This window comes from Streptomyces sp. NPDC088707, from assembly GCF_044752725.1.
Classification (GTDB): Bacteria; Actinomycetota; Actinomycetes; order Streptomycetales; family Streptomycetaceae; genus Streptomyces.
Genome location: NZ_JBIVLV010000006.1, coordinates 66,027 through 86,337 on the forward strand (window position 1 = coordinate 66,027; position 20,311 = coordinate 86,337).

The following is a 20,311-nucleotide window of genomic DNA, read 5'->3' on the forward strand; positions in this document are numbered from 1 at the left end:
CGGTCGCTACACGCGCATGCTATCCGCCGCCGTGTCCCAGGTCAGTCCTCGGGCGCGCGCCGGTTGAGGGCCGAGCGGCTCACCCAGTACGTGATGATCACGGCCCAGAACAGCGGCGTCCCGAGCCCGCCGACCACTCCGGCGTCGAAGGACCAGAGGGCCATCGACACCACCGAGTACAGCCCGAGCAGCCCCACGGCGACGGCCATCGCGATCACCGGCCGGCAGGAGCGCGCCACCAGGAACATCGGGCGGCGCAGCCGGGGCGGCACCCGGCGGCTCATCCACAGCGCCCAACCGCCCCAGGCGCCGGCGATCACGGCCGCGCCGATCAGGAACGGCACGATCGCGTCCGCGCCGGTGCCACCGCTCCGGGCCGGGGCGGCGCCGAACGTCGAGGCGATGAAGCCGAGCAGCGCCACCCAGCGCGCCCCGGCGACGGTGTTCCAGGCCATGGCCTCCAGGTTGTAGCGGGCCTTGCGGTCCTGGAGGTCGAGCGCGGCGGAGGCGACGAAGCCCTCGGCGGCCTGGGTCCAGGCCCCGCGCCGGAACCAGCGGCGCCGCAGCCGGAGCAGCGACAGGTTGTTGTGCGCCTCACTGCTCTGCGGGTTGAGCCGCAGAGCGGCCTCGTACGCCCGCTGCGCGGTGGCGTGGTCGCCCCGGCGCTGGGCGGTGAGCCCCACCAGGAAGTGGGCCGCGTCCTCCTCGGGTGCGAGGCTGACGGCGGCCCGCGCCGCCTCGTACGCCTCGACGGTACGCGCGGGTGTACGCGCGTGCTCCGCGAACTGCGCGAGGGCGGTACCGAGGGCGTAGTGGGTGCCCCAGTACTGCGGGGCGAGCTGCACGGAGTACCGGGCGGCGGCCTCCGCCTCCTGGAACCGCCGCAGTGCGAGCAGGATCTGGACGCGCATCAGCCAGGCCATGAGCAGCTCGGGTTCGGCGCGCAGCGCCCCGTCCACGGCTTCCAGGGCGGCCTGGTGCTTCTCGGCGCGGTGATGGCAGCGGGCGAGCAGGACGAGCGCCTCCGCGTCCTCCGGTTCGCTCGCCAGGTGCTGGGCGACCAGTTCCCCGGCCTGCGTGAACCGCCCGGTGTCGTACAGGGCCTCGGCGCGCAGCAGCGTGGTCGGCGTGGTCACAGCTTGCGCTTCCGCTTGAGGTGGGCGAGGAGGTCGTCGTACAGGCCGCCCTCGTTGGCGAACATGGCGACGTTCCGCGCGGCCGCGAACCACGGCTCGGTGGACGGCTTGATCTGCTTGGCCGCGCCCAGCAGGTCCCTGGTGGTGATCAGCCGCACGGAACCGCTGCGGGCGGAGTCGAGCAGCGCGGCCTCGGCGGCCGACTCGCAGACATGGGCGAGGTCGGCGCCGGAGAAGTCCTCGGTGGCCTTGACGAGCTTGCCGAGGTCGACGGCCTCGATGGGCCGCTCGCGCAGGTGGTAGCGGAGGATCGCCTCGCGCGCGGTGGCGTCGGGCGGCAGCACGAGCAGCGTGCGGTCGAGGCGACCGGGGCGGCGCAGCGCGATGTCCACGTCCCAGGGCACGTTGGTGGCGGCGAGCACGAACACGCCCTCGTTGCCCGCGCCGCTCGCGATGCCGTCGAGTTCGGTGAGGAGCTGGTTGACGACGTTGCGCAGTCCGCTGTGGTGGGTGCGGGAGCGCTTGGCGCCGAGGGCGTCCAGCTCGTCGAGGAAGACGACGCAGGGGGCCTGGCGGCGGGCGGTCTCGAAGATGTCGTGGATGTTCTTCTCGGAGGCCCCGATCCACATGTCGAGGACGTCGGAGAGCGAGACGGTGAGGAAGTTCGCGCCCAGCTCGCCCGCGACGGCCCGCGCGATGAAGGTCTTGCCGCAGCCGGGAGGCCCGTAGAGGAGCAGACCGCCGCGCAGCGACTTGCCGTACAGCCTGCGCAGTTCGGGGTTGCGCATGGGGGCGAGGAAGGCGGCCTCCAGGCGCTCCTTGACCTCGTCCATGCCGCCGACGTCCGCGAGGCGCACGGCGCCGGGCGCGTCGACGTCCCAGGCGTCGGCGTCCCCGGCGGCTCCGTCGCCGCCGGCGGCCTGCGGGTCCTCCAGGAAACGGGGCCCGACGACGTCCTGCACCTGCTGCTCGGCGGCGTCCCAGTCGAAGGCGGGGGTCCTGCCCGCGGTCGGCTCGGGCCGCTCGGCCGGCCCCGTCGGCTCGGGGGCGCGCTCCGCGGGAGCGGCGGCCGCGGCCGGCGGCATCCCCATGGCCCGCACCATCAGCGCACGCGCGTCCGCGTCCCCCGGCGCGTGCTGGAGCGCGACGGCCGCCTCCGCGACGGCCTCGTCGTTCCGTCCCTCGGAGAGGAGGAGCTCGGCGAAGTGAAGACGCAGGGGTACGTCACCGGGGGCGGCGGCCACGGCGGCGCGCAGACTGCGGATCAGGGGGGACTCGTCGGCCATGCGGCCAGCCTAAGGAGCGCGCGGGGCCGGATGTCCACCGGGTTCGGTCCGTCGCGCACTCCGTACACTTCGCCGGATGAGACGCGACCGCGTACCGCGCAGGCTGACGGTGGGGCCCACGGTGTGGCTGTGGACGGTCGGGCACCACCACACCCCGGACTGCCTGACGTTCCTCACCCTGCGCCGCGCCGAGAACCGCCACGCCCAGCTCCGGCTGGTCTTCCGGGAGGGCCCGGGCCGCATCGTGGCCGGCTACCCCTTCGGCGCGGGCGACATCGCCGCGGCCGGTGCCGGCGCCATCCTCAACCTGAACGAGCCGGGCGTCGCACGCCGCTTCCTGGACGAGGCGGCGGCCCGCGGCCTGCTCCCGACCGCCCACGGCATCCACGACGAGGACGGCTGGCCCCTCTACGACACCCTGACGACAGGGCAAGCACCCGCGGGCGCCGGGGCCGCGGGGAGCCCTGAAGCCTGAAGCGCGCGACGCCGGGAGCCCCGGAGGCCTGAGCGTGCGACGCCGGGAGCGGCCGAATCCGGGAGCGCGCGACGCCGGGAGCCCCGGAGGCCTGAGCGTGCGACCCCGGGAGCGGCCGAATCCGGGAGCGGTCAGCTCCAGCGGCCCGTGCGCCCCAGGACGAGCGCCGTCGCCGCCGTGCCCGCCGTCGACGTCCGCAGCACGCTCCGGCCGAGCCGGTACGGCTTCGCCCCGGCCGCCTCGAACGCCGCGAGCTCCTCGGGGGAGACCCCGCCCTCGGGTCCGACGACCAGCACGATCGAGCCCTTCCCGGGGAGTTCGGCGGTGGCGAGCGCGCCGCTCGGGTGGTCGCGGTCCTCGTGCAGCACGGCCGCGAAGTCGGCGCCGGCCAGCAGCGCGGCGACCTGCTTGGTCGTCATCAGGTCCGCGACCCCGGGGAACCGGGAGCGGCGCGACTGCTTCCCGGCCTCGCGCGCGGTGGACCGCCACTTGGCGAGCGCCTTGAGGCCCCGGTCGCCCTTCCACTGCGTGATGCAGCGGGAGGCGGCCCACGGCACGATCGCGTCCACCCCGGTCTCCGTCATGGTCTCGACGGCGAGTTCGCCCCGGTCGCCCTTGGGCAGCGCCTGGACGACCGTGATCCGGGGCTCCTCCTCGGGGTCCTCGTGGACCTCGTCGACCCGCACGGTGAGCTGGTCCTTGCCCTCGGCGGCCAGCACCACGCACGCGGCCCAGCGGCCCAGCCCGTCGGCGAGGACGAGCTCCTCGCCCGCCCGCAGCCGCTTCACGGAGACGGCGTGCCGGCCCTCCGGACCGTCCAGGAGGAAGCTCCCGGGGCCGGGAACGGCGTCGACGACGAAGACGGGTGCGGTCATGAGGCGCTCCTGTGGGGCAGCTCGGAGAGAGCGGTGTCGAGTTCGGCGGCCAGTACCTCGACCAGCTGCCCGGCGGGGAGTTCGCGGGCGAGCCGGTGGCCCTGACCGGCCCACAGGGCCATGCCCTGGGCGTCGCCGGCGGTGGCGGCGGCCTTGCGGATCGGGGCGGTGAGGTGGTGGATCTCGGGGTAGGCGGCGGGGGCGTACGGCCCGTGCTCGCGCATGAAGCGGTTGACGAGGCCGCGCGCCGGCCGGCCGGTGAAGGCCCGGGTGAGGGCGGTCCGGGTGTACAGCGGGTCGGTCAGGGCCCGCTTGTGCAGCGGGTGGGCGCCCGACTCGGGGCAGCAGAGGAAGGCCGTGCCGAGCTGGGCGGCGTCCGCCCCGGCGGCCAGGGCCGCGGCGATCTGCGCGCCGCGCATGATGCCGCCGGCCGCGACGATCGGCAGGGCGACGCTCTCGCGGACCAGGCTGACCAGGGTGAGCAGCCCGGTGCCCGGGGCGTCGTCGGCGGGGTCGTCGCGGAACGTGCCCTGGTGTCCGCCCGCCTCCGCGCCCTGCACGCAGACGGCGTCCGCCCCGGCCTGCTGGGCGGCGAGGGCCTCCTCGGCGGAGGTGACGGTGACGATCGTGAACGTTCCCACACGCGCGAAGGAGGCGAGTACCTCGGGCGCGGGGCAGCCGAAGGTGAAGGAGACCACACGCACCGGGTCCTCCAGGAGGATCGCCAGCTTGGCGTCGTACGCGTCGTCACGGCAGTCGTCGGTCTCGCCGAGCGGGGTCTCGTACCAGGTGGCCTCGCCCGCGAGCTGATGCCGGTAGACCTCGACGGAGGCGGGGTCGGCGGGCCGTCCGGACTCCGGCAGGAAGAGGTTGACGCCGAAGGGGCGTGCGGTGAGCCCACGCACCTGCTTGATCTCCTGGTAGAGGCCTCCGGCCGTCTTGTACCCGCCGGCCAGGAAGCCGAGCGCCCCGGCCGCGCACACGGCTCCGACCAGCTCGGGGGAGGAGGCGCCACCCGCCATGGGGGCCTGCACGATCGGAACCCGAGAGAGATCGTTCAGTGCGGTGGTGGACATATGGGCATCGTGTCATGCCCCTGCTTCCGGGCCGAATCCGTACGTCAGGTACGGAGGAGGGCGGCGTCCGCAGTCCGCGGTCGCCGCCCCTTCCGTACGGAAATCCCGCCTAGCGCCCGTTGAACGCGTCCTTCAGCCGGGAGAACAGCCCCTGCTGCCCCGGCTGGAACTGCCCCGTGGGCCGCTCCTCGCCGCGCAGCTTGGCCAGTTCGCGCAGGAGGCGCTCCTGCTCCGCGTCGAGCTTGCCCGGGGTCTGCACCTCGACGTGCACGATCAGGTCGCCCCGGCCGTTGCCGCGCAGATGCGTGACGCCGCGGCCGTGCAGCGGGATCGACTGGCCGGACTGGGTGCCCGGACGGACGTCGATCTCCTCAAGGCCGTCGAGGGTCTGCAGCTGCACCTTGGTACCGAGCGCGGCCGCCGTCATCGGGAGGGTGACCGTGCAGTGCAGGTCGTCGCCGCGCCGCTGGAAGGTGTCGTGCGGGGTCTCGTGGATCTCGACGTACAGGTCGCCGGCGGGGCCGCCGCCGGGGCCGACCTCGCCCTCGCCCGCGAGCTGGATCCGGGTGCCGTTGTCGACACCGGCCGGGATCTTGACCGTGAGGGTGCGGCGGGACCGGACCCGCCCGTCGCCCGCGCACTCGGGGCACGGGGTCGGGACGACGGTGCCGAAGCCCTGGCACTGCGGGCAGGGGCGCGAGGTCATGACCTGGCCCAGGAAGGACCGGGTGACCTGCGAGACCTCGCCGCGGCCGCGGCACATGTCACAGGTCTGCGCGGAGGTGCCGGGTGCGGCGCCCTCGCCCGAGCAGGTCGTACAGACGACCGCCGTGTCGACCTGGATGTCCTTGGTGGTGCCGAAGGCCGCCTCGTTGAGGTCGATCTCCAGGCGGATCATGGCGTCCTGGCCGCGGCGGGTCCGCGAGCGCGGGCCGCGCTGCTGGGACGTGCCGAAGAAGGCGTCCATGATGTCGGAGAAGTTGCCGAAGCCACCGGCCCCGAAGCCGCCCGCGCCGCCTCCGCCGGAGGCCGAGAGCGGGTCGCCGCCCAGGTCGTAGACCTGCTTCTTCTGCGGGTCCGAGAGGACCTCGTAGGCGGCGTTGATCTCCTTGAAGCGTTCCTGCGTCTTCGGATCGGGATTCACGTCCGGGTGCAGCTCGCGCGCGAGCCTCCGGAAGGCCTTCTTGATCTCGTCCTGGGAAGCGTCGCGGCGCACGCCGAGTACGGCGTAGTAGTCCGTGGCCACTTACGACTCCGCCAGGATCTGTCCGACGTAACGTGCCACTGCGCGTACCGCTCCCATCGTTCCGGGGTAGTCCATGCGGGTCGGTCCGACCACGCCGAGTTTGGCGACTGCCTCGCCGCCCGAACCGTAGCCGACCGAGACGACGGACGTGGAGCTCAGCCCCTCGTGGGCGTTCTCGTGCCCGATGCGTACGGTCATGCCCGATTCCTTGGCCTCGCCGAGCAGCTTGAGGAGCACGACCTGCTCCTCCAGAGCCTCGAGGACGGGCCTGATCATCAGGGGAAAGTCGGGTCCGAAGCGGGTGAGATTGGCGGTGCCGCCGATCATCAGCCGCTCCTCGTGCTCCTCGACGAGCGTTTCGAGGAGGGTCGCGAGCACGGTCGAGACCGTTCCGCGGTCCTCGGGTTCCTCGAAGGACTCGGGGAGGTCCTGCACCAGCTGCGGCACGTCGGCGAACCGGCGGCCGACCACCCGGCTGTTGAGCCGGGCCCGCAGGTCGGCGAGCGAGGTCTCGCCGAAGGGCGCGGGGCAGTCGATGACCCGCTGCTCGACCCGGCCGGTGTCCGTGATGAGCACCAGCATCAGGCGGGCGGGGGCCAGCGAGAGCAGCTCCACGTGCCGGACGGTCGACCGGGTCAGCGAGGGGTACTGGACGACGGCGACCTGACGGGTCAGCTGGGCGAGCAGCCGGACCGTACGGCCGACGACGTCGTCCAGGTCGACCGCGCCGTCGAGGAAGTTGTGGATGGCCCGGCGCTCGGGCGTCGACAGCGGCTTGACGCCGGCGAGCCGGTCGACGAAGAGGCGGTAGCCCTTGTCGGTCGGGATGCGGCCGGCGCTGGTGTGAGGCTGGGCGATGAAGCCCTCCTCCTCCAGGACGGCCATGTCGTTGCGCACGGTGGCGGGCGAGACGCCGAGCTTGTGGCGCTCGGTGAGCGCCTTGGAGCCGACGGGCTCCTCCGTGCCGACGTAGTCCTGGACGATGGCGCGCAGGACCTCGAGTCTGCGTTCGCTGAGCATCGTGCGCACCTCCAGCTGTCGTCGTCGTTCCGGTTGCTCCGCTTTTGGCACTCGCCCTGTCCGAGTGCCAGCGATCCCCCGGCCAGTGTACGGCGGCGGGCGACGCTCCTGGCAAGGTGGCGGCGCCTGCACCGGTTAGCGTCGCCGCATGGACGTGGATTGGGAAGCGTACGGATGGGAGCGGCTCGCCGACGGGGTGGGCCGGCGACGGCTGCCCGGGTGGGACGCCACGGTCGGACTGGTACTGGGCGAACGGGCGGTGCTGCTGTACGACACGGGCTCCTCGCTCGCGGAGGGCGCCGAACTGCGGACACGGATCGCGGACCTCACGGGCGGCCGCAGAGTGACGCACATCGCACTGAGCCACCCCCATTTCGACCACGTTCTCGGCACGGCGGCGTTCTCGGGCGCGGAGGTCTTCGGCGCGGTGGGCGCGGACGAGCTCCTCGGCCGGGTGCGGGACCGCGAGGCGCTGCGCGCGGACGCGGTACGGCACGGGCTCGACGAGAGGGCGGCGGCGGAGGCGGTGGACGTCCTGGTGGCCCCGCGGCACGTGGTCTCCGGCGAGTGGACGCTCGACCTGGGCGGCCGGCAGGTCCTCCTCGCGAACGTCGGCCCCGGCCACACGGGTCACGACCTGGTGCTCCTGGTGCCGGGCGCGCGGGAGGTGGTCTTCTGCGGCGACCTGGTCGAGGAGTCGGGCGAACCGCAGGCGGGCCCGGACGCGATCCCCTCCCGCTGGCCGGACGCGCTCGACCGGCTGCTGCGGCTCGGCGGCGAGGACGCGGTGTACGTGCCGGGGCACGGGGCGGTGGTGGACGCCACGTTCGTACGACTCCAGCGGGAGGAACTGGCAACGCGCTTCTCCGTCGCATAACGTCGCCCGAATGCGCAGCTACAACCCGGACCTGACACCCCCTTGGAAGCGCTCGGCGCCCGTTCCCGAGGTGCCGGCCGACCGTGATCTGGTCGTCGAGGAGGTCACGACCGGCTTCTGCGGGGCGGTGATCCGCTGCGAGGCGGGCACGGTGACCCTGGAGGACCGGTTCGGCAAGCACCGCGTGTTCCCGCTGGATCCGCGCGGCTTCCTCCTGGAGGGCCGGGTCGTGACGCTGATCCGCCCGGCGGCCGGTCCCGCCCGCCCCACCCGTACGGCGTCGGGCTCGGTGGCGGTCCCGGGGGCGCGGGCCCGGGTGGCGCGCGCGGGCCGGATCTACGTGGAGGGCCGCCACGACGCGGAGCTGGTGGAGCGGGTCTGGGGCGACGACCTCCGTATCGAGGGCGTGGTCGTGGAGTACCTGGAGGGCGTCGACGACCTTCCGTCGATCGTCGCGGAGTTCGCCCCCGCGCCGGACGCCCGGCTGGGCGTCCTGGTGGACCATCTGGTCCCGGGTTCGAAGGAGTCGAGGATCGCCGCTCAGGTGACCTCGCCGGACGTGCTGGTCGTCGGCCACCCGTACATCGACGTCTGGGAGGCGGTGAAACCGGCGTCGGTCGGCATCCGGGCCTGGCCGCGGGTGCCCAGGGGCCAGGACTGGAAGACGGGCGTGTGCGAGGCCCTGGGCTGGCCGCCGAACACGGGCGCCGCCTGGCAGCACATCCTGTCGAGGGTGACGACGTACAAGGACCTGGAACCGGAGCTGCTGGGCCGGGTGGAGGAACTGATCGACTTCGTGACGGCCCCGTAGGGCTCGGTGTCGTCGATCAGCCCCGCGCGATCGGCGGCGTGCCGGCTAGTCGACGAGGTCCCGGACCACCGCGTCCGCGAGCAGCCGTCCGCGCAGGGTCAGGACCGCCCGCCCCGAGGCGTACGGCCCCGCGTCGAGCAGCCCGTCGTCAAGGGCCCTGCGGGCGGCCGCGAGGCCCGCCGGCTTGAGGAGGGACAGCTCGACGCCCTCCCTGAGCCGCAGCTCCAGGAGCACGCGCTCGACCCTGCGGTCCTCCTCGGACAGCAGCTCCCGCCCGGCCCCCGGCGACTTCCCGGCGGCCAGTGCGGCGGCGTACGCACCGGGATGCTTCACGTTCCACCAGCGGACACCGCCGACGTGGCTGTGGGCGCCGGGACCCGCGCCCCACCAGTCCGCCCCGCGCCAGTACAGCTCGTTGTGGAGGCAGCGCCCGGCCTCGGAGGTGGCCCAGTTGGAGACCTCGTACCAGTCGAAACCGGCCCCGGAGAGGACGTCCTCGGCGATCAGGTACCGGTCGGCGTGGACGTCGTCGTCGGTCATGGGGACCTCGCCGCGCCGAATGCGCCGCGCCAGCTGCGTCCCCTCCTCGACGATCAGGGCGTAGGCGCTGATGTGGTCGGGCCCGGCGCCGAGGGCCGCGTCGAGCGAGGCCCGCCAGTCGTCGTCGGTCTCGCCGGGGGTGCCGTAGATCAGGTCGAGGTTGACGTGCTCGAACCCGGCCGCCCGCGCCTCCCCGACGCAGGCCTCGGGGCGGCCCGGGGTGTGCGTCCGGTCAAGGATCTTCAGGACGTGCTGCTTGGCGCTCTGCATGCCGAAGGAGATCCGGTTGAAGCCACCGGCCCGCAGCTCCGCCAGATAGGCCGGGTTCACGGAGTCGGGGTTGGCCTCGGTGGTCACCTCGGCGTCGTCGGCGAGCCCGAACTCCTCGCGGACGGCGCCGAGCATCCGTACGAGGTCACCGGCGGCGAGCAGCGTGGGCGTACCGCCGCCCACGAAGACGGTCCGCACCGGCCTCGGGTCGTCCCCGAGGACCTTGCGGGCCAGCCGGATCTCCTCGACGACCTGCTCGGCGTAGTTGTCCCGGGAGGCGAGCACGCCCCCGGTACCCCGCAGCTCACTGGCCGTGTAGGTGTTGAAGTCGCAGTACCCGCAGCGCGTCGCGCAGTAGGGCACGTGCAGATAGAACCCGAGCGGCCGCTGCCCCGCCCCTTCGAGGGCGTGCGGGGGCAGCGCCCCGTCGTCGGGAACGGACTCACCATCGGGCAGTACGGAAGGCATGAGCCCCATTGTCCCGTACTGCCCGAGGTGAACGCCCGGCCTGTGGACAACCTCTCCACAGGGGCGCGGGCCGCGTCCGCGGCGGCGGGGTCAGGACTCGCGCGACCCCGCGTACATCTCCTCGATGAGGCCCTTGTACTCGCGCTCCACCACCGGCCGCTTCAGCTTCAGGGACGGGGTCAGCTCGCCGTGCTCGATGTCGAGGTCGCGCGGCAGCAGGCGGAACTTCTTGATCGTCTGCCAGCGCTGGAGACCCTCGTTGAGGCGGTCGACGTAGCCCTGGACCATCGCGACGGTCTGCGGGGCGGCGACGATCTCGGCGTACGACTTGCCCGCGAGGTCGTGCTCGGCGGCCCAGCCGAGGAGGGTGGGCTCGTCGAGGGCGATCAGCGCGGTGCAGAAGTTCCGGTCGGCGCCGTGGACGAGGATGTTCGAGACGAACGGGCAGACGGCCTTGAACTGGCCCTCGACCTCGGCCGGCGCGATGTACTTGCCGCCGGACGTCTTGATCAGGTCCTTCTTGCGGTCGGTGATCCGCAGGTAGCCGTCGGCGGACAGCTCGCCGATGTCACCGGTGTGGAACCAGCCGTCGGACTCCAGGACCTCGTTCGTCTTCTCCGGCAGCCCGTGGTAGCCCTCCATGACGCCGGGGCCGCGCAGCAGGATCTCGCCGTCGTCGGCGATCCGGACCTCGGTGCCGGGGAGCGGCTTGCCGACGGTGCCGGTGCGGTAGGCCTCGCCCGGGTTGACGAAGGAGGCGGCGGACGTCTCGGTGAGTCCGTAGCCCTCCAGGATGTGGATGCCGGCGCCGGCGAAGAAGTAGCCGATCTCGGGGGCGAGCGCGGCGGATCCGGAGATGCACGCGCGCAGGTTGCCGCCGAAGGCCTCACGGATCTTCGCGTAGACGAGGGCGTCGGCGACCTTGTGCTTGGCGGTGAGGCCGAAGGGCGCGGAGGCGGTCCCGGTGCGGCGGAAGTTGTCCTGGCTGGCCTTGGCGTACTCGCGGGAGACGCCGGCCGCCCACTGGAAGATCTTGTACTTGGCTCCGCCGGCGGCGCGGGCCTTGGCGGCGACCCCGTTGTAGACCTTCTCGAAGATGCGGGGCACGGCCGCCATGTAGGTCGGCTGGACGACCGGCAGGTTCTCGATGATCTTGTCGACGCGGCCGTCGACGGCGGTGACGTGCCCGACCTCGATCTGGCCCGAGGTCAGGACCTTGCCGAAGACATGGGCGAGCGGCAGCCACAGGTACTGCACGTCGACCTGGGTGACGAGACCCGTGGCGGCGATGGCCTTGGCCATGTACGACCAGTTGTCGTGCGGGAGGCGGACGCCCTTGGGGCGGCCCGTGGTGCCCGAGGTGTAGATGAGGGTCGCGAGCTGCGTCGCGGTGATCGCCGCGACCCGCTCCTTGACGGCCCCGGGGTGCTTCTCCAGGTAGCCCTTGCCGCGCGCCTCCAGCTCGGCGAGCGTGAGGACGAACTCACCGTCGCTCTCCACCCCGGTGGCGTCGATGACGACGACATGGCGGAGGTTCGGCAGGTCGGCGCGGCGCTCGACGGCCTTCGCGAGCTGCGCGGCGTCCTCGGCGATGAGGACCCGCGACTCCGAGTCGGAGAGGATGAACGCCGACTCCTCGGCGTTAGTCTGCGGGTAGACCGTGGTGGTCGCGGCGCCCGCGCACATGACCCCGAGGTCGGCGAGGATCCACTCGACCCGGGTGGCGGAGGCGAGGGCGACCCGCTCCTCCGACTCGACGCCGAGGTCGACGAGCCCGGCGGCGATCGCGTAGACCCGCTCGGCGGCCTGCCCCCAGCTGAGCGACTTCCAGTCGTCCGGGCCGGAGCCGGAGGCGGCGGGCACCGGGTAGCGGTACGCCTCCGCATCCGGGGTCCGCTCGACGCGCTCAAGGAAGAGGGTCGCCACGGAGGGCGGCCGATTCTCGATCTGGGTCTGTGTGTCGCTCACGACGTCCTCCGGGCGGCGGCGGTGCCTTCTGGTGGTTCGTAACTAACTGGCGAGTAACCTTCGAGCCGGGATCAGAGTAAAGGCCCGAGGTCCGGCGCGTAAGGGCCTACGGGGCGCCGCTTCATAACGAACGGGCCCACGCGCGCATGTGGCGCGTGGACCCGTTGCATGTACAGGACAGCTACGTGGGGCGCCCTGGACTACTTCTTCTTGCCGGAGGACTCGTCGCTCGACAGAACGGCGATGAAGGCCTCCTGCGGCACCTCCACCGAGCCGACCATCTTCATGCGCTTCTTGCCTTCCTTCTGCTTCTCGAGCAGCTTCCGCTTACGGGAGATGTCACCGCCGTAGCACTTGGCGAGGACGTCCTTGCGGATGGCGCGAATGGTCTCACGGGCGATCACCCGGGAGCCGATCGCGGCCTGGATCGGCACCTCGAAGGCCTGCCTCGGGATGAGCTCGCGCAGCTTCGCGACGAGCCGCACACCGTAGGCGTACGCGGCGTCCTTGTGGGTGACGGCCGAGAAGGCGTCGACCTTGTCGCCGTGCAGCAGGATGTCGACCTTGACCAGGCTGGAGGCCTGCTCGCCGGTGGGCTCGTAGTCGAGGGAGGCGTAACCGCGCGTCTTGGACTTCAGCTGGTCGAAGAAGTCGAAGACGATCTCGGCGAGGGGCAGGGTGTAGCGGATCTCGACCCGGTCCTCGGAGAGGTAGTCCATGCCGATCAGGGTGCCGCGACGCGTCTGGCACAGCTCCATGATCGCGCCGATGAACTCGCTGGGGGCGAGGATCGTGGCGCGTACGACGGGCTCGTACACGTCGTCGATCTTGCCCTCGGGGAACTCGCTCGGGTTCGTGACCGTGTGCTCGCTGCCGTCCTCCATGACCACGCGGTAGACCACGTTGGGGGCGGTGGCGATGAGGTCGAGCCCGAACTCGCGCTCCAGGCGCTCGCGGATCACGTCGAGGTGGAGGAGCCCCAGGAAGCCGACGCGGAAGCCGAAGCCCAGCGCGGCGGAGGTCTCCGGCTCGTAGACCAGCGCGGCGTCGTTGAGCTGCAGCTTGTCCAGGGCCTCGCGGAGGTCCGGGTACTCCGAGCCGTCCAGCGGGTAGAGGCCCGAGAAGACCATCGGCTTCGGGTCCTTGTACCCGCCGAGGGCCTCGGTGGCGCCCTTGTTCAGGGAGGTGATCGTGTCACCGACCTTGGACTGGCGGACGTCCTTCACACCGGTGATGAGGTAGCCCACCTCGCCGACGCCGAGACCGTCGGACGGCGTCATCTCCGGGGACGAGACACCGATCTCCAGCAGCTCGTGGGTGGCGCCGGTCGACATCATCTTGATGCGCTCGCGCTTGTTGAGCTGACCGTCGACCACTCGTACGTAGGTCACGACACCCCGGTACGAGTCGTACACGGAGTCGAAGATCATCGCGCGGGCGGGCGCGTCGGCGACACCGACCGGGGCCGGGACGTCCCGGACGACCCGGTCGAGCAGCGCGTCGACACCGACACCGGTCTTCGCGGAGACCTTGAGGACGTCCTCCGGCTGGCAGCCGATGAGGTTGGCCAGCTCCTCGGAGAACTTCTCCGGCTGGGCGGCCGGCAGGTCGATCTTGTTCAGCACGGGAACGATCGTGAGGTCGTTCTCCATGGCCAGGTAGAGGTTGGCCAGCGTCTGCGCCTCGATGCCCTGGGCCGCGTCGACCAGCAGGACCGTGCCCTCACAGGCGGCCAGCGACCGGGACACCTCATAGGTGAAGTCGACGTGCCCAGGGGTGTCGATCATGTTCAGGATGTGCGTGTCGCCCTGACCCGGCCCCTCGGTCGGCGCCCACGGCAGCCGGACCGCCTGGGACTTGATCGTGATGCCGCGCTCCCGCTCGATGTCCATACGGTCGAGGTACTGGGCACGCATCTGCCGCTGGTCGACCACACCGGTCAGCTGGAGCATCCGGTCGGCGAGCGTGGACTTGCCGTGGTCGATGTGCGCGATGATGCAGAAGTTGCGGATCAGAGCCGGGTCGGTACGGCTCGGCTCGGGCACGTTGGTAGGAGTCGCGGGCACGCAGGGTCTCGTCTCGGGGCGATGTCGGATCGATACGTAGGCTCCATGGTCCCATGCCCGTCGCCCTGCGCCCGGTTTGGGCGGGCACGAGAGTGGCTGATACTGTGGACAGCTGTGTCTCGTGTGCCCTCTCAGCCTGCGAGACGCATCCAGAAGGAACATCGAACCTGTAAAGGCTCTTTTCGTGGCGAACATCAAGTCCCAGATCAAGCGGAACAAGACGAACGAGAAGGCGCGCCTGCGCAACAAGGCCGTCAAGTCCTCGCTCAAGACCGCGATCCGCAAGGCCCGCGAGGCCGTCGCCGCGGGTGACGTCGAGAAGGCCACCGTGGCTTCCCGCGCCGCCTCCCGCGCGCTCGACAAGGCTGTCTCGAAGGGTGTCATCCACAAGAACGCCGCCGCCAACAAGAAGTCGGCGCTGGCCACCAAGGTTGCCGCTCTCCAGGGCTGAGCTCTGATGTAACCGGCCGCACGGGACCCAGCGGGCCCTCTCTCCCGCTCCCACCCGGCCACCAGGACTCGCACGCGGACGCGTTCGCCACGCGGGTGCGAGCCCACCAGCTCAAACACCACAGGCCCCGCCACCTCCTTCCCCAGGAGGTGCGGGGCCTGTGGCATACACCCAGGCCGATGCCGAAGAAACCCAGCCGGATCACGAACCGGCACACCGACGGGCCGGGGGCCAGCACCCCGGGCGAGGCGGGGTGCGGGGCGCCACCCACCGACGGGCCCGGAGACAGAACCCCGGCGAGGCGGGGTGCGGTTGAGGGGGTGCGGGGCGCGGCCTTGGGGGATGCGGGGCGCAGCCCTGGGGGGTGCGGGGCGCAACCCTGAGGGGGTGCGGGGCGCAGCCTCAAGCAGGGGCCCGGGGCGCAGCCCCAAGCAGGGGCCCGCAACCCCCGGCAGGGGTCCGGGACGGCAGGCCCCAGGCAGGGTCCCGGGCGGCGGCCCCGAGCGGGGGCCAGAGCGCGACGGGTCCAGGGACAGAGCCCCGGGCGGGCCCGGGGCGTCAGCCCAGGCAGGGCCCGGAACGCAAGCGCTAGGCAAGAGTCCGGGGCGGCAGCCCCGAACGGGGGCCCGGAACGCAACCCCAACGGGTCCAGGACAGAGCCCCGGCGGGATCCGGGGCGCAAGCCCTGGGCAGGGCCCGAGGCCGACAGCCCCGAGCGGAGGCCAGGAACACAACCCCGAGGGGGTCCGGGACGCAAGCGCTAGGCAGGGGTCCGGGGCACAGCCCGAGCGGGTCCGGGCCGCAACCCCAGCAGGGTCCGGGGCGGCAGCCCCGAGGGAGGTCCGGGGCGCAGCCCCAGCAGAGTGCGGGGCGGCAGCCCCAAGCAGGGTCCGGGGCGCAGCCCCCGAGGGGGTCCGGGGCGCAGCCCCAGCAGGGTGCGGGGCGGCAGCCCCGAGCGGGGGTTCGGGGGCGCAGCCCCCGGGGCTCTCTCCCTCGCCCACCACCAGCCCCCGGCAGGGTTTCGGGAAGGGGTGGGGTGGGGGAAACCGCCCTGGCACCAGCCCCCCGGCCGCTCCGCCACAGGCACGGCACGCACCGGCACCGGCAGACCGCAGCCGGCACGACAGGGCACGGCACGGCACGGCCCAACGCCCCAACCGCTACCCGTCCCGCCGCATCCTCGCCGCCCGAGCCACCGCGACCACCGCCTTCTCCAGGGCGTACTCCGGGTCGTCCCCGCCGCCCTTCACCCCCGCGTCCGCTTCCGCGATCGCCCGCAGCGCGATCGACACCCCGTCGGGGGTCCAGCCCCGCATCTGCTGCCGTACGCGGTCGATCTTCCACGGCGGCATGCCCAGCTCCCGCGCCAGATCCGCCGGCCGCCCGCCCCGCGCCGACGACAGCTTGCCGATCGCCCGTACGCCCTGCGCCAGCGCGCTCGTGACGAGCACCGGCGCGACCCCGGTCGAGAGCGACCACCGCAGCGCTTCGAGGGCCTCCGCCGCACGCCCCTCCACCGCGCGGTCCGCGATGTTGAAGGAGGAGGCCTCGGCTCGGCCCGTGTAGTAGCGCCCGACGACCGCCTCGTCGATCGTCCCGTCCACGTCGGACGTGAGCTGCGCGACCGCGGACGCGAGCTCCCGCAGGTCGCTGCCGATGGAGTCGACGAGCGCCTGGCAGGCCTCGGGCGTGGCCGAACGCCCCAGCGCCCGGAACTCCTGCCGTACGAACGTCAGCCGTTCCGCTGGCTTCGTCGTCTTCGGGCAGGCCACCTCCCGCGCCCCAGCCTTGCGCGCCGCGTCGAGCAGCCCCTTGCCCTTGGCGCCGCCGGCGTGGAGCAGGACGAGCGAGATGTCCTCGACCGGGTCGTCGAGATACGCCTTGACGTCCTTGATCGTGTCCGCGGACAGATCCTGGGCGTTCCGCACGACCAGCACCTTGCGCTCGGCGAACAGCGAGGGGCTGGTGAGCTCCACCAGCGAACCGGGCTGGAGCTGGTCGGGCGTGAGGTCGCGCACGTCCGTGTCGGCGTCGGCGGCACGCGCGGCCGCCACCACCGCCTGGACGGCGCGGTCGAGAAGCAGGTCCTCCTGCCCGACGGCGAGCGTCAGGGGGCCGAGGAGGTCATCGGGGGAAGTCTTTCTGGTGGCCATCGCCGTCCAGCATCCCACGGACCACTGACAGCACGGCGATGCCCGAGAATGGCGGGGTGAGTGAACGACACGTACTGGTACTCCCCGACCGCGACGCCGCCGAGGAGGTCGCCGGGGAACTCCCCGACCGTTTCGGCGTCGCCGAGGAACCGCAGCTCGTACGGGACTCCCTGGCCGGGGAGGACGACGCCGAGGACGCCCAGTGGCTGGTGGTCGTCGAGGACCCGGACGGCAGGCTCGACCCGACCGCGCTCGACTCCCTCGCGGCGGAGTACGAGGGCTGGCTGGAGGCCCCGTAGGCCCCGCCCGTCCCTGGAGAACCGCCCGGCAGCCGCCCGGCAGCCGCCCCCAGCCCCCTGGCAGTCTCAGCCCCGGCCCACCTCCGCCCGGCCCCGTCTCAGCCCCGCGCCGCCTTGGGCACGATCTGCACATCCAGATCGATGCTGATGCTCGACCCCACCGCCGCGATCCCCCGCGCCAGCAGCGTCTGCCAGGTGAGCGTGAAGTCCTCCCGGTGCAGTTCGGTGGTGGCCCGGCAGGCGCACCGGGTCTCGCCCTCCAGACCGTTCCCGAGGCCCAGGTACTGGGTGTCGAGGGTGACCGTGCGGCTCACCCCGTGGAGGGTGAGCGCCCCGGTGACGGCCCAACGGCTGCCGCCCTTGTGCGTGAAGCGTTCGCTGAAGAACTCCAGCGTCGGGTACGCCCCGACGTCGAGGAAGTCACCGGACCGCAGATGGTCGTCGCGCATCTGCACGCCGGTGTCGATGGAGGCCGCGTCGATGACGACGTGCATCGCGGAGCGCTCCACGCGATCGCCGATCCGGACCGCTCCGGCGAAGCTGTTGAACCGGCCGTGGATCCGCGCGAGCCCGATGTGGCGTGCGGTGAAGCCGATCTGGGAGTGCGTCGGGTCGATCTCCCAGTCACCGGGCTCGGGGAGCTGGGGCTGCGGGGCGATCTGGAGCAGCACGTCGTCGAGGCCTGTGTGGCCGCCCTCGACGACGACGGCCCTGCCGTGGTGCGGGGTGTAGCCCTCGGCGGTGACCGCGAGCCGGTACTCGCCCGCCGGCACGGTCGCGAGCGCCGTGCCATACGGGTCGGTCTCCCCGGCGATCACCTTGCGTCCGGCGGCGTCGCTGAGGACGAACTCGGCCTGCCGGACCGGTTCGTGCACGGGGTCGAGCACCCGGCAGCTCAGCATTCCCGCCGAGGCGGGGACGGTGAGTCCGGCGAGCGGGCCGCTTCGCACGGCGCCCGCCGCACGCTTCCCGAAGAGACGATCGAGCATTCTTCACGCACCCCCGCGCGACTCGTTCACTGTGCAACGAAGTCGCATTCGATCACCGCTGGGGCGTTCGACGCAAACCGGTCATGCAGTGAGCAAGCGTTACCGAGGGTTCGAATCGGGAATTCCACCGCGAACGACCGGCAGCGCGTCGAGCTCGATCCCGAACAGATCCCGGTACGCGCCCCGCACCGCGTCCTCACCGTCGAGGGTCCGCTCGTCGCGCTCGCCCTTGGCCCGCGTGATCAGCTTCCGGTCGCTGAGGGTGATCCGGCCCTCCTCGGTGAGCAGCGAGCAGACGAGACTGCGCGGGAAGTGCGAGTCGGGCGAGGTCCGGTGGTACCAGGCGCCGGCCGCGAAGTCGGCGAGGTGGCGTGGCCGGAGTTCCACCCGGTACTGCGGCTTCCCGTCCCGCAGCACGTCCACGTCGCCCTCGGCGGTGTCCACGAGCCGGAAGACACCGCCCGGGTCCGCCTGGTCGCCGCGGTCTTCGTACCGGAGCGGGAAGTGGCTGTGGTCACCGAAGCCGACGTCGGCGAGCAGACGCTCCCCGTCCGCCGTCTCCACGAGCAGAGCCATGTGGTCGTACGGGATGCCCGGCTTCCCCTCCGGCCCGAAGACCCGTGCCTGGAGCAGCGACACCCGGTAGCCGAGGCCCCGCAGCAGCACGGCGAACGCCGTGTTGACCTCGTAGCAGAACCCTCCCCGGTGCGCGCCGATCACCTTGTCGAGCAGCGCCTTCTCCTCCAGGACGATGTCCTCGCCGAGGTGGATCGAGAGGTTCTCGAACGGCACGGTGCGCAGATGACGCAGATGCAGATCGCGCAGCGCCTCGGCGTCCGCACGGTCCGGCCGCTCCGCGTCGATGCGCCGCAGATAGGCCCGGACGTCCTCCGGCGCGGGGGCGAACGGCTCGGAGGCACCGGGGGACCCGGAAGGAACGGGGGGCTCCGAAGGCAAGGGCGGCCCGGAAGGAACGGGTGCGGTCGGTCGCGTAGTCATGCGGCCAGTCTGCCCGGTCAGCCCTTCCCTCCCCCCGGCTGCCCGACCGGCTCCGACTCCTCTGTCGGAGAGGGCAGTTCGCGCATCCTCGGCAGCGGCGAGGGCAGCAGCCACAGCACGGCGAAGACGGCCCCGACGGTGGCGATCCAGAGCGTCGGGCGCAGCCCGATCGCGGTGCCGAGGAATCCGCCGACGAGCGCGCCGAGCGGACGGAAGCCGTGGTTCAGCGTCCGGAAGGCGCCCATGACCCGGGCCCGCACGGCGTCGGGTATCAGCGCCATCTGGAACGATCCGGCGGCGATGTCGACGATCATCACGCCGACACAGGAGAGGAACTCGGCCGCGAACAGCACGAACACCACGAGCGCCGGCGGACCGTCGGCCAGGGGTATCAGGACCAGGGGCAGGGTGAATCCGAGGAAACCGGCGACGAGCGATCCCCCGATGCCGATCCGTCGGACGACCGCCCCGCTGACGACCGCCCCCAGGAGACCGCCCACGGCTCCCGCTCCGAGGATCACGCCGAGCAGCCCGGCGCCGAGGCCGAGTTCGGTGGTCACGTAGAGCACGAAGAGGGTGTGGAACATGTAGTTGAAGAACTGGACCGTGCCGGAGGCGGCGAACAGCGCCCTCATCGAGCGCTCCCGGACCACCCAGCGCAACCCCTCGGTGAAGTGGCCCTTGGCCACGGGGGCCGGCGGGGGCTCGACCGGCTTGATCCGGGCCAGGTACCCGGCCGACACGAGGTAGGTCAGGGCGTCCGCGACCAGGGCGAAGGGGGCGGTGAGGAACTGCACGAGCAGTCCGCCGATCCCGGGCCCCGCCAGCCACGCCGTCGAACGGCTGCCGTTCACCAGCGAGTTCGCCTGCACATAGCGCTCGGTGGGCACGAGCGCCACGAAGAGCGTGGTGTTGCAGACCTCGAAGAGCACGGTGAGCGCACCGATCCCGAAGGCCACCACGTACAGCTGGGTGAGCGTCAGCGCATCGAGCAGATAGGCCACGGGAAGGGTCATGACCAGCGCCGCCCGCCCGATGTCGGCCGCGATCATCGCCCTTCGGCGGCTGGCCTGCCGGTCGGCCCAGGCGCCGAAGGGCAGGTTGAGCAGGAGCGCGGGCAGGAGTTCGGCGGCCTTGAGCCAGCCCATCGCCGCGGCGTCGGCGCCGAGGACGAGGACGGCGGCGAGCGGGATCGCCATGAGGGATATCTGATCCCCGGCGAGGGAGATGGTCTGCCCGGTCCAGTAGCGGCGGAAGGTCCGCTCGCGCAGCAGCGCCGGTACGCGTTCGACGAGAGCCATCCCGC

Annotated in this window: 18 protein-coding genes; 5 read left to right on the forward strand and 13 right to left on the reverse strand. The window is 72.3% G+C overall.

Annotated elements, in window-relative coordinates; all coding sequences use genetic code 11:
* Window positions 1-41 precede the first annotated feature (41 nt).
* On the reverse strand, window positions 42-1,136 hold the full coding sequence (locus ACIP84_RS19385; protein ID WP_401798925.1) for a tetratricopeptide repeat protein: 1,095 nt from the start codon (window positions 1,134-1,136) through the stop codon (window positions 42-44).
* A complete protein-coding gene (locus ACIP84_RS19390; RefSeq protein WP_401798927.1) occupies window positions 1,133-2,422 on the reverse strand; it encodes an ATP-binding protein in 1,290 nt (429 codons plus the stop codon). The genes ACIP84_RS19385 and ACIP84_RS19390 overlap by 4 nt, the downstream gene beginning before the upstream one ends.
* Before the next feature lie 76 nt (window positions 2,423-2,498).
* On the opposite strand from ACIP84_RS19390, the gene ACIP84_RS19395 reads away from it, so the two are divergent.
* On the forward strand, window positions 2,499-2,897 hold the full coding sequence (locus ACIP84_RS19395) for a hypothetical protein (protein ID WP_401798929.1): 399 nt from the start codon (window positions 2,499-2,501) through the stop codon (window positions 2,895-2,897).
* A 131-nt stretch (window positions 2,898-3,028) separates the two neighbouring features.
* Here the strand turns inward: ACIP84_RS19395 and ACIP84_RS19400 are convergent, their stop codons facing one another.
* From ACIP84_RS19400 to hrcA, 4 genes are all read right to left on the reverse strand, one after another.
* A complete protein-coding gene (locus ACIP84_RS19400) occupies window positions 3,029-3,772 on the reverse strand; it encodes a 16S rRNA (uracil(1498)-N(3))-methyltransferase (protein WP_401798931.1) in 744 nt (247 codons plus the stop codon).
* Entirely contained in the window at window positions 3,769-4,848 is a 1,080-nt protein-coding gene (locus tag ACIP84_RS19405; protein ID WP_355960799.1) for a nitronate monooxygenase, read from the reverse strand. The genes ACIP84_RS19400 and ACIP84_RS19405 overlap by 4 nt, the downstream gene beginning before the upstream one ends.
* 109 nt (window positions 4,849-4,957) lie before the next feature.
* On the reverse strand, window positions 4,958-6,094 hold the full coding sequence (dnaJ, locus tag ACIP84_RS19410) for a molecular chaperone DnaJ (RefSeq protein ID WP_355960802.1): 1,137 nt from the start codon (window positions 6,092-6,094) through the stop codon (window positions 4,958-4,960).
* On the reverse strand, window positions 6,095-7,114 hold the full coding sequence (gene hrcA, locus ACIP84_RS19415) for a heat-inducible transcriptional repressor HrcA (protein ID WP_355960805.1): 1,020 nt from the start codon (window positions 7,112-7,114) through the stop codon (window positions 6,095-6,097).
* Between the two features lie 148 nt (window positions 7,115-7,262).
* Between hrcA and ACIP84_RS19420 the strand changes: the two genes are divergently transcribed.
* Both ACIP84_RS19420 and ACIP84_RS19425 read left to right on the forward strand, forming a co-directional pair.
* Entirely contained in the window at window positions 7,263-7,991 is a 729-nt protein-coding gene (locus tag ACIP84_RS19420; RefSeq protein WP_401798934.1) for an MBL fold metallo-hydrolase, read from the forward strand.
* A gap of 10 nt (window positions 7,992-8,001) precedes the next feature.
* Window positions 8,002-8,802 (forward strand): DUF3097 domain-containing protein, encoded by an 801-nt coding sequence (locus ACIP84_RS19425; RefSeq protein WP_355960811.1) that lies wholly within the window; start codon window positions 8,002-8,004, stop codon window positions 8,800-8,802.
* 45 nt (window positions 8,803-8,847) lie between these two features.
* On the opposite strand, the gene hemW is transcribed toward ACIP84_RS19425, so the two are convergent.
* The 3 genes from hemW to lepA all read right to left on the reverse strand — a co-directional run bounded on the left by hemW (window position 8,848) and on the right by lepA (window position 14,114).
* Window positions 8,848-10,080, reverse strand: coding sequence for a radical SAM family heme chaperone HemW (hemW, locus tag ACIP84_RS19430; RefSeq protein ID WP_401798935.1), 1,233 nt, complete (start codon window positions 10,078-10,080; stop codon window positions 8,848-8,850).
* A gap of 90 nt (window positions 10,081-10,170) precedes the next feature.
* The gene (locus ACIP84_RS19435; protein WP_401798937.1) at window positions 10,171-12,048 is read right to left on the reverse strand and encodes an AMP-dependent synthetase/ligase; all 1,878 of its coding nucleotides are present in this window, start codon (window positions 12,046-12,048) and stop codon (window positions 10,171-10,173) included.
* 200 nt (window positions 12,049-12,248) lie between these two features.
* On the reverse strand, window positions 12,249-14,114 hold the full coding sequence (gene lepA / locus ACIP84_RS19440) for a translation elongation factor 4 (protein ID WP_030317510.1): 1,866 nt from the start codon (window positions 14,112-14,114) through the stop codon (window positions 12,249-12,251).
* A gap of 184 nt (window positions 14,115-14,298) precedes the next feature.
* Between lepA and rpsT the strand changes: the two genes are divergently transcribed.
* Window positions 14,299-14,565, forward strand: coding sequence for a 30S ribosomal protein S20 (rpsT, locus tag ACIP84_RS19445; RefSeq protein ID WP_030317512.1), 267 nt, complete (start codon window positions 14,299-14,301; stop codon window positions 14,563-14,565).
* Window positions 14,566-15,725: 1,160 nt separating this feature from the next.
* On the opposite strand, the gene holA is transcribed toward rpsT, so the two are convergent.
* Entirely contained in the window at window positions 15,726-16,718 is a 993-nt protein-coding gene (holA, locus tag ACIP84_RS19450) for a DNA polymerase III subunit delta (protein ID WP_401798940.1), read from the reverse strand.
* 38 nt (window positions 16,719-16,756) lie between these two features.
* On the opposite strand from holA, the gene ACIP84_RS19455 reads away from it, so the two are divergent.
* Complete coding sequence (locus tag ACIP84_RS19455; RefSeq protein WP_245389554.1) at window positions 16,757-17,017, forward strand: hypothetical protein; 261 nt, start codon at window positions 16,757-16,759, stop codon at window positions 17,015-17,017.
* Between the two features lie 98 nt (window positions 17,018-17,115).
* Here the strand turns inward: ACIP84_RS19455 and ACIP84_RS19460 are convergent, their stop codons facing one another.
* The 3 genes from ACIP84_RS19460 to ACIP84_RS19470 all read right to left on the reverse strand — a co-directional run bounded on the left by ACIP84_RS19460 (window position 17,116) and on the right by ACIP84_RS19470 (window position 20,306).
* Complete coding sequence (locus ACIP84_RS19460) at window positions 17,116-18,006, reverse strand: YceI family protein (RefSeq protein ID WP_401798941.1); 891 nt, start codon at window positions 18,004-18,006, stop codon at window positions 17,116-17,118.
* Between the two features lie 99 nt (window positions 18,007-18,105).
* Window positions 18,106-19,005 (reverse strand): arylamine N-acetyltransferase, encoded by a 900-nt coding sequence (locus tag ACIP84_RS19465; protein ID WP_401798943.1) that lies wholly within the window; start codon window positions 19,003-19,005, stop codon window positions 18,106-18,108.
* A 17-nt stretch (window positions 19,006-19,022) separates the two neighbouring features.
* Entirely contained in the window at window positions 19,023-20,306 is a 1,284-nt protein-coding gene (locus ACIP84_RS19470; RefSeq protein ID WP_401798945.1) for an MFS transporter, read from the reverse strand.
* Window positions 20,307-20,311: the final 5 nt, after the last annotated feature.

Coding starts and splice junctions, on each gene's coding strand:
- ACIP84_RS19390 (WP_401798927.1), bottom strand. CDS start 2,422: ATGGCCGACGAGTCCCCCCTGATCCGCAGTCTGCGCGCCGCCGTGGCC.
- ACIP84_RS19395 (WP_401798929.1), top strand. CDS start 2,499: ATGAGACGCGACCGCGTACCGCGCAGGCTGACGGTGGGGCCCACGGTG.
- ACIP84_RS19400 (WP_401798931.1), bottom strand. CDS start 3,772: ATGACCGCACCCGTCTTCGTCGTCGACGCCGTTCCCGGCCCCGGGAGC.
- ACIP84_RS19405 (WP_355960799.1), bottom strand. CDS start 4,848: ATGTCCACCACCGCACTGAACGATCTCTCTCGGGTTCCGATCGTGCAG.
- hrcA (WP_355960805.1), bottom strand. CDS start 7,114: ATGCTCAGCGAACGCAGACTCGAGGTCCTGCGCGCCATCGTCCAGGAC.
- ACIP84_RS19420 (WP_401798934.1), top strand. CDS start 7,263: ATGGACGTGGATTGGGAAGCGTACGGATGGGAGCGGCTCGCCGACGGG.
- ACIP84_RS19425 (WP_355960811.1), top strand. CDS start 8,002: ATGCGCAGCTACAACCCGGACCTGACACCCCCTTGGAAGCGCTCGGCG.
- hemW (WP_401798935.1), bottom strand. CDS start 10,080: ATGCCTTCCGTACTGCCCGATGGTGAGTCCGTTCCCGACGACGGGGCG.
- holA (WP_401798940.1), bottom strand. CDS start 16,718: ATGGCCACCAGAAAGACTTCCCCCGATGACCTCCTCGGCCCCCTGACG.
- ACIP84_RS19455 (WP_245389554.1), top strand. CDS start 16,757: ATGCCCGAGAATGGCGGGGTGAGTGAACGACACGTACTGGTACTCCCC.
- ACIP84_RS19460 (WP_401798941.1), bottom strand. CDS start 18,006: ATGCTCGATCGTCTCTTCGGGAAGCGTGCGGCGGGCGCCGTGCGAAGC.
- ACIP84_RS19465 (WP_401798943.1), bottom strand. CDS start 19,005: ATGACTACGCGACCGACCGCACCCGTTCCTTCCGGGCCGCCCTTGCCT.
- ACIP84_RS19470 (WP_401798945.1), bottom strand. CDS start 20,306: ATGGCTCTCGTCGAACGCGTACCGGCGCTGCTGCGCGAGCGGACCTTC.